Origin of the sequence: Ciceribacter sichuanensis (genome assembly GCF_024055605.1) — a bacterium.
Classification (GTDB): Bacteria; Pseudomonadota; Alphaproteobacteria; order Rhizobiales; family Rhizobiaceae; genus Allorhizobium; species Allorhizobium sichuanense.
In genome coordinates, this window is the sequence record NZ_JAMXLX010000001.1 from 53,583 (window position 1) to 68,247 (window position 14,665).

The following is a 14,665-nucleotide window of genomic DNA, read 5'->3' on the forward strand; positions in this document are numbered from 1 at the left end:
CTTGGCGCTCCCGGCCCGAAGCCGGCGTTTCAGTTTCTGCAGAATCCTGTCTCATGAAGGAGGAAAGACATGCCTGCATTCATTCTTGCCATGCTGCTGCGATGCCTCGAGTTTCGCAACACGCGCCGGTCGCGTATCCGGAGGCGGCCTTGAGAAGGCGCGTCGTCGTTCTTCTCCTGTCCTGCGTCGCCGGATGCAACCAGACGCAATCCGCCGGCGGCGATCCGGCGGCGATCAAGCCAGCGACCGTCAATCAGCCCGCCGCCAGACAGGCTAGGTCCAAGCCGGTGGAAATGCCGCCCGCTTCAAAACAGATGGCGCAGGCAGCCAACCCCACAATGGGGCGCGATGCCGATTGCGAGGCTGCGCTGAAACGCGAGATGAATTCCGCAATGGCGGGCAACATGCTCGGCATGGCTGGCGGGTTCGTCGGTTTCGGCGGGCGCGGCGGCGCCATCGCTTCCCAGGTCGCATCCACGGCGGGCGGCATGATCGCTCAGAACCAACAGGCGAAGGCACGACAGGCGCTGGAGCGGGATTGCTACGGACCTGCCGCAGCAGCCGATCCCGAAACGTGGTGACCGGCCAGCCTAACAGCGCAACAGGTTCAAGCCGTCTGCGGAGGTGGTGGGGATAAGATAGCGGCGTAACCCACGCTAATCGCCCCGTAACGACGGCAAGAGTGGAGCGGCTCCCGGCTCAGGCGGTGCCCGCCGCTCCACATCCTTTCTACGGAAAATCGGAAATCGCTGGCGGCGTATCCCCGATCGCAGAACGCTGCGCATCGGGGAACGGCGTTTCTCAATCGGCGAGAACCCGAGGCGAGGGGAAGGTTATCTCGACCAGGGTGCCCTCGTTCGGGGCCGAGGAAATCGAGAAATTCGCCCTGTTGGCGTCAACCATCGCCTTGGTGAGCGGCAGGCCGAGGCCGGTGCCGTCACCGCGATTGCGCGCGCCGGCCGAAACCTGCCGGAAGGGCTTCATCGCCTGTTCGAGTTCCGAGCGGGTCATGCCGATGCCGGTATCGCGAATACGAAGCGCCACGCTGCCGTTTGCCTCATAGGCCGTCGATACGATGATCTGTCCGCCGGACGGGGTGAAGCGGATCGCATTCGCGAGAATATTGAGCACGATCTGCTTGATCGAACGCAGGTCGGCGACCACGTTCGGCACCGATTGTGACAGCGCAGTGCGGATGATCACCCGCTGGCTGTTGGCCTGCGGCTGGACGATCGCAACCGCCGCCGAAACCGTTTCGTTCAGGCCGACGGCGGTGAAGTCGAGATCCATCTCGCCCGCCTCGATCTTGGAGATGTCGAGGAGGTCGTTGACAATATCCAGCACATGGCGGCCGGAGCGGACGATGTCGTTGGCATATTCGTTGTAGCGCGGATGGCCGACCGGTCCGAAATGCTCGTTGGCCATCATGTCGGCAAAGCCGATGATCGCGTTGAGCGGGGTGCGGATTTCGTGGCTGACGCGCGCCAGGAAGTCGGTCTTGTGGGCGCTCGCCGTTTCGGCGGCGCGCTTGGCGCTGCGCAGGTCTTCTTCCGTCCGCTTCCATTGGGTGATGTCGCGGATCACGGCGCAAAAGCCATTCGAACTCGTCAGTCGGCCGATGGTCATGAACAGCGGCAGAAAGCCGCCGGATGCCTCGCGGCCGATCACTTCGCGACCATCGTTCAGCACGCTTGCAACCCCATGGCCTGAGAGACCGCCGAGATAGTCGAGGATCGACTTCTGGCTCTCATGGGCAAAGAGCATGACGAAGGGTTTGCCGCGGGTCTCTTCCTCGTCAAAGTTGAAGAGGGCGCTAGCCGCCCGGTTCATCGAGCGGATGTCGCCGTCCGCGCCGAGAATGACGACGCCATCGGTCGCTGTTTCAAGGATCGAGCGGAGTTCGTCGACTTCGACCTGCAGGTGGGCAAGATGTTCGGCCGCGGCCTGCTGGCCCTGCGGTTCTTCGACGGTTGTCGTTTCGGCCGGCTCCCTGAGGCCAGCTCCCGATACCGGCACCAGAGCCAGCATCAGCGCGGAGGCTTCATCGAACTTCACCGATTGCAGACGTGCAGTCACCGGAACGAGCGTATCGTCGGCCCGCACCACGACGATCTGGCCGGCTTCGCCGCCAGCCTGTTCAAGGTCCTGCCGCTGGATCAGCGCGTCGAGACCGCCCGTCTCCTGCAGCTCTTCGAGCGAGCCATAGCCGGTGAGGGCCAGAAACTCCGGATTGGCATGGATCAGCCGGTCGCCGACATGCACGAGCAGCGCCACCGGCATCAGGTCGATGATATCGGCCGACAGGCTGCTGTCGCGCTTCAAGCGTATGACCGAGGCCTCAGTTGAAACCGGTTGCGGCGCATTGGCCGAGGTCTCCGCCACGCGTGCGGGGGCTAAGGGCTCCGTTGCGGGTGTCGGCTGCACGCCGGCGGCCGACGAATTGCCTTCGGACGACTCGGTCTGTTTCGTGGCCCCGGCGATCCCCGTCTCGTCAGGAAGATCGACGGGGGCGTCATCCCTGCGAAGCCTGAGCCCGAGCGGATCGAGCTTGCGGGCGATCTCTTCGAAGGCGGCCTTTTCACCAACCGTCAGACCGTCGCGTTCGCGCGTACGGCGTTCCTCGAGCTGGACCACCTTGTCGGAATGGCGCCGGCTCGGCGTTTCCGCAATCTGCAGCACCGGCGGTTCATAAGCGGGCGTCCGGAAGACGGGGACTTCCTGAGCGGGAACCTCGGGCGCGGCCTCGGCGGTCTCTTCGATTGGCTCGACGGAAACGTCCACGGCTGCGGGCGAGGCCCGTTCCGGTTCGATTTCCGTCGTTTCTGTAACGGTCTCTTCGGCGGAGGAAACGGCAGGCTCATCATCCTGTGACGCGGCTTCGATTTCGGAAGGCACGGTCTCCGTCTCGATGCCTTCGACAAGCTCCATCGGGTTGTCTTCGATGGCCAACTCGACCGAAGTCCCGATCGCGGCTTCAGCCTCTGTCTCGGCCGAGTTGCCGGGTTCGACGAAGGTCAGGCCGGTGCGGTTAGGATCTTCGACCGCATCGGCAAGACGCACGATACCGAAACCACGGAAGCCGTCGAAATCGCGGCTGCGGGTATAGGTCGGAAGTGCGGCCAGATCGACCGGCACCATAAGGGTCGTGCCCTCGATCGGCCAGCGGATCGTCTTGCCGGACCATGTGTCGCGCTTCTTCAGGAGTTCGGCGATCTTGCCGTCCGGGTCGAGGTTGAAGAGGGCGGCCAGATCGGTGAAGGCAACGCCGTTGATATCGGCAGCCCTCGGGCCGACTGCCTGGGCGAATTCATCCGATACGTCGCTGAAGCGGCCATCGGCATCGATCTTCCAGACGAAACGCACTGCACGTCGCGAGGGCGAGAAGACGAAGCCGGTTTTCGTCGGCGCAGAAACCGGCTCGGCGGTGGCGGGTTCTACTGATGCTGTGGTGTTCGCGGATGTTGTGGAGACGACCGGTTCGGCAGCCGGTTCCGGCTCTTCCACTTCAGGCGTTGCCATGTTCTCGGGCTCGACAGTCTCCACGACGGATGCAGAAACGTCCTGCGCCTCGTCGACAGGCTGGCTGTCGTCGTTCTCTACCGGTTCCTCAGCCGCAGCCTCGGTCTCGAAGTCGCCAGAGGCATCGACGGTCTCTTCCGCCAGTTCCTCGGCGCTTTCCTCGATTTCCTCGATGTCACCGAGAGCCTCGACCAGGTCGGCAAACTCGCCGGCGGATGGCTTGATGTCGGCGGACGGCTGGACCTCTTCAGCGACCGGTTCAGCCTCGGTTACGACCTCCGGTACGGGCTCGCTGACGGGCAGGGGCGCTTCCGGTGTTTCGGCGGAGACTTCGCGTTCGGTTTCATTGTTTTCGAAACCATCGGTTGGATCCATGGTGCCGAGGATGGTCTCGACCACGAAAAGCAGATGAAGCGCCGGATCGTCGGAAAGCTTGCCGATCGCCGCCGGCAGGTAGCCCCGTCCCGTAGGTGTCGGCCGCTTGATGAGGTGATGGGCGTCGGCGCCGACGAGATTGACCAGCATGCGGGCCGTATGCGGCGTGACGCCGAGATCGGCAAAATTTGCGGATGCCGCGACCACCGCACCGTCGCCGTCGAGTACGGCCATATGGGTATCCGGATCGTCGAAACCGGCAAGCATGTCGGCGGCGCGTTCGGCTGTCGTTGCGGCCTTTGCTGCAAGCGGCACTGCCAGCAGCACGACCGGTTCACCCTTACGCAGTTCCACCATTTCGACCGAGGCGGTGACAGGTATCCGCTGAAAACCGGAGGCAACGCGCACCAGCAGCGGTCTGGTGTCGCCGACTTTCGAAAGCTGCCGGGCGACGCCTTCCAGTTGCCGGAAGGTCACGTCGCTGCGGTTCGGGCCATCCTCGATGAAGTCATAGATGGAGGCATTGCCGAAGAAGCGCGCGCCAACGCCATTGGCCCACAAGACCTTGTCCAGCGCAGGCGCGAACACCACCAGAGCCTCGCCCCGGGCGAAGCGGGCGCGGACACTCTCGTGAACTGCGACATCGATGAACGGATACTGAGCGGGCATCGTGGGACCTGTCTTAGCAATTGCCGGCATGCACTGCAAATTAACAGATTTTTAATACCTATGCGGGGGTCCGGGGTCCAGCGAGCGCTCCCTGTTTTCGGGGAACAAGGTTAATCCTGGCGCGTCCGAATTGTTACGCGGAAAAATTGAATGCTGCAATGCACAATTATATTGCAATGCACAATCGGAAGTGTTATATAAGGATTATCAAATGCATCCGAGCCCGCAAACGGGCCTCACAACCGAGGATCACTCAAATGGCAGCTGCGAATCCCAAGGACGTTTTTTCCTTCTCCACTTTCGATCCCTCCAAGTTTTCGGAAAGCTTCCGTGACTTCGCCGAAAAGGGCGCAGCCCAGTCGAAGGAAGCCTTCGCCAAGATGAAGGCCGCCGCCGAAGAAGCGTCGAAGACTGTCGAGACCACCGTGCAGTCGGCTCAGGCCGGCTCCGTCGAACTCGGCCTCAAGGCCATCGACGCCCTGCGCGCCAATGCCGATATGTCGCTCTCCCACATGGAAGCGCTGCTGGGTGTAAAGTCGGTCGCCGAACTCGTTGAACTGCAGACCTCCTTCATCCGCAAGCAGGCTGAAGTGACGGTCGAGCAGGCCAAGGCCATGCAGGAAGCAGCCAAGAAGGTTGCCGAAACCGTCGCCAAGCCGGGCAAGGAAGCCGTCGAAAAGGTCGTATCCGGCTTCAAGACTGCCTGATATCCCGAAATTCCTGTCTGAAAACCCCAAGGGGTCGGATCATCTCCGACCCCTTGTGCATTTGCTGCAGAAAGAGCTTGAAAAAAAAATCGACTACCCGTATGTGACGCCTCAAGACGTTCAGAACGTCGGATGTGCGGTTGTAGCTCAGTTGGTTAGAGCGCAGGTTTGTGGCACCTGAGGTCGGAGGTTCGAGACCCCCCAACCGTACCATTTTCTCCATGATGATAATGATTGTCCTGGCGCCGTTACCGGTAGCTTCCGTCTTGGCCTTTTGCCAAGGCGTCACGCTTGCGTCCTTTGGCCCATTCTCCTCCGAAAAATATTCCGTGAATGCCTCTTGCACCTCTAGTGACTAGAGGTCCTAGAACGTCCCTCATAGGAATGAGGTACGACGATGAGCGATGCAAAGCAGACCCGCTTCAAGGTAGAAGGCATGGATTGCGCTTCCTGCGCTTCCAAGATCGATACGGCCGTGCGCCGCATGCCGGGTGTCTCCGACGTCTCCGTCTCCGTGACGCGGGCGACGATGACGGTCAGCCATGACGCGACCAGCGATATCGAGGCCATCGGCCGGAAGGTGAAGGGGCTTGGTTATCCTGCAACACCGCTTCCCGCCGCCGAAGAGAAGCCCGTCAGCCACGAACACGGTGCTTCTTGCTCTCATGATCACAGGCAGAGCCACGATCCCGACCATGCCCATGGCGGGGACCACGGTCATTTCGATCATGCCTGCTGTGGCCATGACCATCATCACCACGACAACGATGACCATGGACATGACCACGTCGGCCGCCATCACAATCACGCAGAGACTGGCGGTCATAACCATGCGCGCGACCACGCGGGCAACGCTTCCCCGGCTCCGGTCGCCGTCGAAGGCCTGCATGGACATGATCATGGACCTTCCGATGGTCCATGGTGGCAGAGCAAAAAAGGTAGGCTGACGATCTTCGCCGGCCTTGCGCTGGTCGCGGCCTATGCGGTCGGCCTTATCTTTCCTGAAGTCGAGAGCTATGCCTTCATCGTGGCGATGCTGGTCGGTCTTGTGCCGATTGCCCGGCGCGCCGTGATGGCGGCACTTGCCGGGACGCCCTTCTCGATCGAAATGCTGATGACCATCGCGGCCGTCGGGGCGTTGATCATCAATGCGACCGAGGAAGCGGCCGCCGTCGTCTTCCTCTTCCTCGTCGGCGAGTTGCTCGAAGGTGTCGCCGCCGGCAAGGCGCGCGCCAGCATCAACGCGCTGACCGAACTGGTGCCAAAGACCGCATTGCTGGAAGAAAACGGCAAGACCCGCGAAGTCCCCGCCGAAACGCTCGGCGTCGGCTCGGTTATTCTCGTTCGCCCCGGCGACCGCATTTCCGCCGATGGCGTGATCCTCTCGGGCGAAAGCCCGATCGACGAGGCTCCAGTGACCGGCGAGAGCGTGCCCGTGCGCAAGGGTGTCGATGACAGTGTCTTTGCAGGCACCGTCAATGGCGATGCGGCGCTGAGGATCCGCGTGACCGCGGCAGCCGCCGACAACACCATCGCCCGCGTGGTCAAGCTGGTCGAGGAAGCCCAGGAATCGAAGGCCCCGACCGAACGCTTCATCGATCGCTTCTCGCGCTACTACACCCCGGGTGTGGTGGTCGTTGCCGCGCTGGTCGCCATCCTGCCGCCGCTCGTTGCCGGTGGTGACTGGGGCGAATGGATCTACAAGGGCCTTGCCATCCTGCTGATCGGCTGCCCCTGCGCGCTGGTGATTTCCACGCCTGCCGCCATCGCCGCATCGCTTTCCTCCGGCGCCCGTCGCGGCCTGCTGATGAAGGGTGGCGCGGTTCTCGAAGGCCTCGGCCGGTTGACAGCGGTAGCACTGGACAAGACCGGCACGCTCACCGAAGGCAAACCGAAGGTGACTGACGTCGTGCCCGTCGGCAGGTCCGCCGCCGAAGTCATCCGGTTGGCGGCCGCCCTTGAAGTGGGCTCCAGCCATCCTCTGGCGCTCGCCGTGCTGGAAAGGGCGGCAGCTGATGGCATCGACATTCCTCCGGCCTCCGATGCCAAGGCCTATGGCGGAAAGGGGGTTTCCGCCACGGTCGAGGGTATCGATATCTTCTTCGGCTCGCCGAAGGCGGCAGCCGAAATGGTGACCATTCCGGAGGAGCAGTTGCAGGCGATTGCAGCCCTCAACGACGAAGGCAAGACCGTCTCGGCGCTTGTCAACGGCGGCAACCTCGTCGGTCTCGTCGCCATGCGCGACGAACCTCGGGCGGATGCGGTCGAGGGGCTGAAGGCACTGTCCGACGCAGGCATTAGGACGATCATGCTGACCGGCGACAACCGGCGCACCGCGAATGCCATCGGTGCTGAACTCGGGATCGAGGTCCGCGCCGAACTGATGCCCGAGGATAAGCAGCGCATCGTCGGAGAGTTGCAGAGGCAAGGCCTCGTGGTCGGCAAGGTTGGCGACGGCATCAACGATGCCCCGGCGCTTGCCGCCGCCAATGTCGGCATCGCCATGGGTGGCGGCACCGATGTCGCGCTCGAGACCGCCGATGCGGCGATCCTGCACGGCCGCGTCGGCGATGTCGCGAAGATGGTGGAGTTGTCGAAGCGGACGATGAAGAATATCGTCCAGAACATCGCCATCTCGCTCGGTCTGAAGGTCGTCTTTCTCGTGACGACGATCCTCGGTATAACGGGATTGTGGCCGGCGATCCTGGCCGATACCGGGGCGACGGTGCTGGTGACGATGAACGCTCTGCGTCTGCTGCGACCCGTCCGGTAGGGCAGGGAGCGGCCTGCAAAGAGCTTCGGGGCTGATCTGACGTATATGTGATCGGCTTCGGCCATGCCTGCAGTTACAAGGGCTTGCGGATATCGCGGTTGCAGGTTTTAGATCCTGCTCACGCATGTCGGGCGGGGCGACGTCGCTGGTTAACGGGCAATTAATCCAACTGTACGACCCTGTCCGGAGTGACATCCGTATCGTGGTCGCCCGATATTCGATCGGTCCGTTGCCGCAAACGGCTTTCATTGGATAGTGATGATGTTATCGACTGCCTCATTTCGTCGTCCGGTCGCGACCCTGAAAAGGGTCGCTGCAAGATCGGTCATCGCCGCCGCGGTCGCGGTGCTTCTGTCGGGTTGCGTGGCAGATGGTCTCGATGGCCTGTCGAAGTCGGCCCCCCAGCTTTCGAGCAAGACGATCGCCGAAATGAGGAAGAAAAAGATGTCGCCGACCAGCCCGGTGCTGGTGCGCATCTTCAAGCAGGAAAGCGAGCTGGAAGTCTGGAAAGTCGATGCCAGCGGCCAGTATGCCTTGTTCAAGACCTATCCGATGTGCCGCTGGTCGGGAAAACTCGGCCCGAAGATGACCAATGGCGACCGTCAGGCGCCGGAGGGTTTCTACCATGTCTCCGCCGGCATGCTGAACCCGAACTCCCAGTACTACGCGTCCTTCAACCTCGGCTATCCCAACCGGCTTGAATCGGCGCTCGGCTACAGCGGCGATGCCCTGATGGTGCACGGTGCCTGCTCTTCTTCCGGCTGTTATGCGATGACCGACCAGGGCGTGGGGGAGATCTACGCCATCGTGCAGAAGGCGCTGGCCGGCGGGCAGGAACGTTTCCAGGTTCAGGCCTATCCCTTCCGCATGACCGCCGACAACATGGCGCTCCACAAGGACGATCCCAACCTACCCTTCTGGCGCACGCTGAAGCAGGGCTACGATGCCTTCGAATTCACCCGGCGCCAGCCCAAGGTTTCCGTCTGTGGCCGTCGTTATGTCTTCAATACGGAATTCGAGGGTGGCGAGCCGACCGATCCGCTGGCGGCCTGTCCGCCGGCGATGTCCACGGCCGATCCCGGTCTGATGGCGAAGCTCGAAGCGGAGAACAAGAAGGTCGAGACCGCGATGGCGTTGACGAAATCTTCCGCCGTCTTCGCCTATGTGGACGGCGGCATGCATCCGAGCTTCCGCGCGCTTCTCAAGAAAAACGGCGCGAACAAGATGGCTGCCAGCATTTCGGGCATCAAGTATCCGGTGAGCCGGCCGGATGCGGCACTTGCCGACCCCTATGCCGGTCCGTCGATCTGGAAGCCGGTGGCAAAACCCGAAGAGGCGGGCGCGACGCCCGACCGCTGACCTGCTCAGGCGGGGCCTTCGCTCGGCGCACTCCTGTCGAGACCATCCACTTGCCCAAGCATCCAGTTGCAGAAGTCGAGGCTTGCCGGCTTCTTCATCCGGCCCTCCGGCAGGACTAGGAAGTAGGCGTTGTCGGTCTTCATCGGGCGGTCGATGATGATCCTGAGACGTCCTTCGGCGAGTTCCTGCTCGATCAGGTAGCGCGGGACCAGCGCATAGCCGAGACCCGCCACGGCGGCCTCGATAATCATCGCGAACTGGTCGAAGCGATTGCCGCGATAGGGGCTTTCCAGCTCGATGTCGTTGGCGAGCGACCATTCCGCCCAGAGTTTCGGCCGGGTGGCGAGGTGCAGCAGCGGTCGATGGCGCAGATGTTTGAGGTCTTCGTCTTCGATCCCGTCGAGCACGGCGGGGCTTGCCACCGGCACTATCCATTCGCTGCACAGGAAGTGGCAGGTGGCCCGCGCCCAGACAGGCTGGCCGTAATGAATGGCGATATCGAAATTCTCCTCCTCGAAATCGAAGGGGGAGGAACGGGATTCGATGTTCAGGCTCTTGCCGGGATAGCGCTTTGCGAAATCCGAGAGCCGCGGAATGAGCCAGCGGCTGCCGAAGGTCGGGAGTGTCGCGATGGAAAGCTGATGCTCCGATTGCGCCGATGCCATGGCTCTCAGCATCATTTCCTCGGTCTGCTGCAGGATCTTGCGCACCTGCGGCAGCAGGCGCTGGCCGTCGCTGGAAAGCACCACGCGCTGACGCACCCGGTCGAACAGCAGAAGTCCGAGCTGTGTTTCGAGATCCTTGACCTGGCGGCTCACCGCGCTCTGGGTCAGGTTCAGCTCATTGGCGGCCTGGGTCACGCTGCCATGGCGGGCAACGCATTCGAAGGCTTGCAGCGTGGTGGCGTCGGGAATGGTGCGGCGGCTCAGAGTCATTCGGTTTTCGCATCAAGTCATTGACATTCGTCAGCATCATTTGGAATTCCTTGAAGGTATAAGCCATTTTACGAATGATCCAGCCGTATTTCGTGGAGCAGCCCAGATGACCCAGCCCGCTTTCGTATCGAGCGATGAAATCCGCTCGATGTTTTCCGCCGCCATGTCCGCCATGTACCGCAACGAGGTGCCGGCCTATGGCACGCTGATGGAGCTGGTGGCCAAGGTCAACGACGAGACGCTCGCCATCGATCCGAAGCTCAAGGAGCGTCTGGAGGAGACCGATAGCCTCGACCGTATTTCCGAGGAACGCCATGGCGCGATCCGTCTCGGCACGCCGGCGGAACTCGCCATGATGCGCCGGGTCTTCGCCGTCATGGGCATGTATCCGGTCGGCTATTACGACCTGTCGACGGCCGGCGTTCCGGTCCATTCGACCGCGTTTCGCCCGGTCGGTGACGCAAGCCTGAAGAAGAACCCCTTCCGCGTCTTCACCTCGCTTCTGCGGCTCGACCTGATCGCCGACGAAAAGCTTCGTGCCGAGGCAGAAGCGACGCTTGCCACCCGGCAGATCTTCACCGCCGGTGCCGTCGAGCTGACGGAAAAAGCCGAGAAGCAGGGCGGCCTGACCCAAACTGATGCCGAGCGCTTCGTTTCGGAAGCGCTCGAAACCTTCCGCTGGCACGACAAGGCGCGCGTCAGCGCCGAAATGTATGACCGGCTTCACGCCGCTCACCGTCTCATTGCCGACGTCGTGTCCTTCAAAGGGCCGCACATCAATCACCTGACGCCGCGCACGCTCGATATCGACCTCGTACAGGCCCGCATGCCGGAATACGGCATCGCGCCGAAGGCCGTCGTCGAGGGACCGCCGACCCGCAAATGCGCAATCCTGCTGCGCCAGACCTCGTTCAAAGCTCTCAACGAACCGGTCCTGTTCGAAGGCGAGGGCGGCGAGTGGAAGGAAGGCTCGCACACAGCCCGCTTCGGCGAGATCGAGCAGCGCGGCATTGCGCTGACCCCGAAGGGTCGTGCGCTCTACGACGACCTCTTGAACGCCTCCCGCAAGATCGTCCGCCCGGCTGCCGACGGTTCGAATGCCGTCGAATACGAAAAGGCGCTCGCCGAAGCCTTCGTGCCGTTCCCCGACACCTGGGAAGCGATCCGCGCCGAAGGACTCGGCTACTTCGCCTATTCGCTGACTGAAAAGGGCCGTAAGGCCAAGGCGGATGCATCCGCCACCCTCGACAGCCTGATTGCGGACGGTCTCGTGCAGTTCGACCCGATCGTCTACGAAGACTTCCTGCCGGTCAGCGCAGCCGGTATCTTCCAGTCGAACCTCGGTGACGACGCGACCCAGGAATTCGTTGCAAGCCCGAACCAGCAGCGTTTCGAAGCCGATCTCGGCGCGAAGGTGCTGAACGAGTTCAACCATTATGCGGGCATCGAGCAGGCGTCGATCGACGATTGCCGCCGCGCGCTCTCGACCCTGCAGGCAGCGGAGTAAAAGCAGAACGATGATCGACCGGGAGCATGTTTCGGCGCTTGAGAAGATCCTTGGCGAGAAGGGTGTCGTCAGCGATCCCGCCGCCATGGTGGCCTACCAGACCGGCGCCCGGTATGACGAGGGCGTCGCAGCTCTGGTGCTCCGGCCGGCAAGCACGGAAGATGTCTCGGCGGCCGTCGCCTATTGCGTCAAGAACGGCATCGCGCTGATCCCGCAATCCGGCAATACCGGTCTCGTCTCGGGGTCTACGCCGGATGGCTCGGGCACGCAGGCTGTTCTGAGCCTCGACCGGATGACGCAGCGCTTCGATCTCGACCTCGACAACCGCTCGCTGACCCTTGATGCCGGCTTCCGGCTTTCGGACGTCAACCAGCGGCTTGAGCCGCATGGCCTGTTCTTCCCGATCGATCTCGGAGCCGATCCGCGTATCGGCGGCATGCTGTCGACCAACACCGGCGGTTCCCGCTTCCTGAAATACGGTGATGTCAGGCGCAACACGCTCGGCGTGAAGGTCGTGCTGGCCGATGAGGCCGGCACGGTTCTCGACCTCAACTGCGATCTGCGCAAGAACAATACCGGCGTCGACTGGAAGCAGGTGTTCATTGGTACAGCCGGTGCGTTCGGCATCATCACCGAATGCGTGCTGAACCTCGAGGCGCTGCCGAAACAGGTTGCGACCGCCTATCTCGTGCCGGCGAGCGGCGCCCATGTCATGCCGCTGCTGCGGGCGATGGAACAGCGGCTTGGCGCCTATCTCTCGGCCTTTGAGGGCATGTCTAGGAATGCCGTCGCCGCCGCTCTCGATCATGTGCCGTCGCTGCGCAATCCGTTCCAGGGCGGCGTCATCCCGGACTATGTGATCCTCTGCGAGATATCCCGCACCTGGGAACCGCGCGAGGGCGAGCAGTCGCTGGATGCCGTTCTCGAAGCGGTTCTTGCCGAAATATGGGAAAGCGACGATGCGCCGCTCGCTGATGCTTTTGTCGGCCCGGCGCATGAGATGTGGGCGCTTCGCCATGCCCTTTCGGAAGGCGTCAAACATTCCGGCAAGCTGATCGCCTTCGACCTGTCCTTCCGTCGCGGCGATATCATGGCCTTCTGCGACCGGATGAAGGTCGAGATGCCCTCGGCTTTCCCGGAGGTAACGATCTGCGATTTCGGCCATATCGGCGATGGCGGCGTGCACTTCAATCTCGTCGTGCCGAAGGACAGCTCCGCCGCGACCGACAAGGAATTCGAGACGCGGCTGCGTGACTGGGTCTTCACCATCGCGGTTGGCGATTTCGCCGGAAGCTTCAGCGCCGAACACGCCATCGGCCGCAAGAACCAGAGCTATTACGATCTCTATACGGACGGAAAGATCAAGGAGCTGGCGGCCGGGCTGAAAGCCCTGATATCGCCGGGCAGCCTTGGCACGGTCAGGTTCGGCTAGCACACATTCTCAATTCACGTCGCAAGGGCGGCTATCAGGCAATGAGGACTGCGCAATGAGCATCAATACCAAGGTCGAGGAGGCTACATTCCAGCCGGCTTCGCGTATTTCGTCCATCGGCGTTTCTGAAATCGTCAAGCTCGGCGCGAAGGCGCAGGCGCTGAAGCGCGAGGGCCGCCCGGTCATCATCCTCGGTGCCGGCGAGCCGGATTTCGATACGCCCGATCACATCAAGGAAGCCGCCTGGAAGGCGTTGCAGGCCGGCCAGACCAAGTATACCGCCCTTGATGGCACGCCGGAACTGAAGGCCGCGATCCGCGACAAGTTCGGCCGCGAAAACGGTGTCGACTACGCGCTGGACGAGATCACGGTCGCGACCGGTGCCAAGCAGATCCTCTTCAACGCGCTGATGGCGACGCTGAACCCGGGTGACGAAGTCGTCATCCCCACGCCTTACTGGACATCCTATTCCGATATCGTGCAGATCGCCGAGGGCAAGCCGGTGCTGATCGCCTGCGATGCCAAGGCCGGTTTCCGCCTGCAGGCCGAAGAGCTTGAAACCGCGATCACGCCGAAGACCCGCTGGCTGATCCTGAACTCGCCTTCGAACCCGTCGGGTGCGGCCTATCGCGAGGAGGATTACCGGCCGCTGCTCGATGTCCTGCTGCGCCATCCGCATGTCTGGCTGCTGGTCGACGACATGTACGAGCACATCGTCTATGACGATTTCCGTTTCGTCACCCCGGCTGCCATCGAGCCGCGATTGAAGAACCGCATCCTCACCGTCAACGGCGTGTCCAAGGCCTATGCCATGACCGGCTGGCGTATCGGCTATGCCGGCGGTCCGCGCGATCTCATCAAGGCCATGGCCGTGGTGCAGAGCCAGGCGACGTCCTGCCCGTCCTCGGTCAGCCAGGCGGCGAGCGTTGCCGCGCTGAACGGCCCGCAGGATTTCCTCGCCGAGCGCAAGGCGAGCTTCCAGCGCCGCCGCGACCTCGTGGTCGCTGGCCTCAACGCCATCGAAGGGCTGGATTGCCGGGTGCCGGAAGGCGCCTTCTACACCTTCTCCGGCTGCGCCGGCGTTCTCGGCAAGACCACGCCGGGCGGCAAGTTGATCGCGACCGACGCCGATTTTTGCGCCTATCTTCTGGAAGACGCCAATGTCGCGGTGGTGCCGGGTTCCGCCTTCGGCCTCTCGCCCTTCTTCCGCATTTCCTATGCGAGTGCGGAAAGCGAACTGATCGAGGCCCTGAAGCGTATAGCCGAGGCGTGTTCAAGATTGCGCTGAGGCCGAACAAGAGCCTGTCGTTGAGGCAGGCCTCAGAGCGCAGGCGAAGCGAGGCTACTGGTTACGGCGGGCACAAAGTCATCCTTCCGTCATGCCTGTGC

9 protein-coding genes and 1 tRNA gene are annotated in these 14,665 nt (G+C 62.5%); 8 read left to right on the forward strand and 2 right to left on the reverse strand.

The window, feature by feature from the left end:
* Positions 1–149 precede the first annotated feature (149 nt).
* The gene (locus NBH21_RS00240; protein ID WP_250911966.1) at positions 150–581 is read left to right on the forward strand and encodes a hypothetical protein; all 432 of its coding nucleotides are present in this window, start codon (positions 150–152) and stop codon (positions 579–581) included.
* Positions 582–801: 220 nt separating this feature from the next.
* On the opposite strand, the gene NBH21_RS00245 is transcribed toward NBH21_RS00240, so the two are convergent.
* A complete protein-coding gene (locus NBH21_RS00245) occupies positions 802–4,563 on the reverse strand; it encodes a PAS domain-containing sensor histidine kinase (RefSeq protein ID WP_250911967.1) in 3,762 nt (1,253 codons plus the stop codon).
* A 257-nt stretch (positions 4,564–4,820) separates the two neighbouring features.
* Here NBH21_RS00245 and NBH21_RS00250 point away from each other — a divergent pair, with 257 nt between their 5' ends.
* From NBH21_RS00250 to NBH21_RS00265, 4 genes are all read left to right on the forward strand, one after another.
* On the forward strand, positions 4,821–5,270 hold the full coding sequence (locus NBH21_RS00250; protein ID WP_250911968.1) for a phasin: 450 nt from the start codon (positions 4,821–4,823) through the stop codon (positions 5,268–5,270).
* Positions 5,271–5,406: 136 nt separating this feature from the next.
* Positions 5,407–5,483 (forward strand) — tRNA-His (locus NBH21_RS00255).
* A gap of 184 nt (positions 5,484–5,667) precedes the next feature.
* Positions 5,668–8,043: a heavy metal translocating P-type ATPase gene (locus NBH21_RS00260; protein WP_250911969.1), complete on the forward strand. Its 2,376-nt coding sequence runs from the start codon at positions 5,668–5,670 to the stop codon at positions 8,041–8,043.
* A gap of 261 nt (positions 8,044–8,304) precedes the next feature.
* Positions 8,305–9,402: a L,D-transpeptidase family protein gene (locus tag NBH21_RS00265; RefSeq protein WP_250911970.1), complete on the forward strand. Its 1,098-nt coding sequence runs from the start codon at positions 8,305–8,307 to the stop codon at positions 9,400–9,402.
* A 5-nt stretch (positions 9,403–9,407) separates the two neighbouring features.
* On the opposite strand, the gene NBH21_RS00270 is transcribed toward NBH21_RS00265, so the two are convergent.
* Positions 9,408–10,337, reverse strand: a complete 930-nt coding sequence (locus NBH21_RS00270; protein ID WP_250911971.1) for a LysR family transcriptional regulator — start codon at positions 10,335–10,337, stop codon at positions 9,408–9,410.
* 106 nt (positions 10,338–10,443) lie between these two features.
* On the opposite strand from NBH21_RS00270, the gene hglS reads away from it, so the two are divergent.
* Genes hglS through NBH21_RS00285 form a run of 3 tightly spaced genes read left to right on the forward strand, consistent with a single transcriptional unit; the run spans position 10,444 to position 14,564 of the window.
* A complete protein-coding gene (hglS, locus tag NBH21_RS00275) occupies positions 10,444–11,844 on the forward strand; it encodes a 2-oxoadipate dioxygenase/decarboxylase HglS (protein ID WP_250911972.1) in 1,401 nt (466 codons plus the stop codon).
* 10 nt (positions 11,845–11,854) lie between these two features.
* On the forward strand, positions 11,855–13,276 hold the full coding sequence (locus NBH21_RS00280; protein ID WP_250911973.1) for an FAD-binding oxidoreductase: 1,422 nt from the start codon (positions 11,855–11,857) through the stop codon (positions 13,274–13,276).
* Between the two features lie 55 nt (positions 13,277–13,331).
* Entirely contained in the window at positions 13,332–14,564 is a 1,233-nt protein-coding gene (locus NBH21_RS00285) for a pyridoxal phosphate-dependent aminotransferase (protein WP_250911974.1), read from the forward strand.
* The last annotated feature ends 101 nt before the right edge of the window (positions 14,565–14,665 follow it).

Bases quoted from the DNA above. Each gene is read 5' to 3' on its own strand.
- NBH21_RS00245 (WP_250911967.1), bottom strand. From the start codon at position 4,563: ATGCCCGCTCAGTATCCGTTCATCGATGTCGCAGTTCACGAGAGTGTC.
- NBH21_RS00250 (WP_250911968.1), top strand. From the start codon at position 4,821: ATGGCAGCTGCGAATCCCAAGGACGTTTTTTCCTTCTCCACTTTCGAT.
- NBH21_RS00260 (WP_250911969.1), top strand. From the start codon at position 5,668: ATGAGCGATGCAAAGCAGACCCGCTTCAAGGTAGAAGGCATGGATTGC.
- NBH21_RS00265 (WP_250911970.1), top strand. From the start codon at position 8,305: ATGTTATCGACTGCCTCATTTCGTCGTCCGGTCGCGACCCTGAAAAGG.
- NBH21_RS00270 (WP_250911971.1), bottom strand. From the start codon at position 10,337: ATGACTCTGAGCCGCCGCACCATTCCCGACGCCACCACGCTGCAAGCC.
- hglS (WP_250911972.1), top strand. From the start codon at position 10,444: ATGACCCAGCCCGCTTTCGTATCGAGCGATGAAATCCGCTCGATGTTT.
- NBH21_RS00280 (WP_250911973.1), top strand. From the start codon at position 11,855: ATGATCGACCGGGAGCATGTTTCGGCGCTTGAGAAGATCCTTGGCGAG.
- NBH21_RS00285 (WP_250911974.1), top strand. From the start codon at position 13,332: ATGAGCATCAATACCAAGGTCGAGGAGGCTACATTCCAGCCGGCTTCG.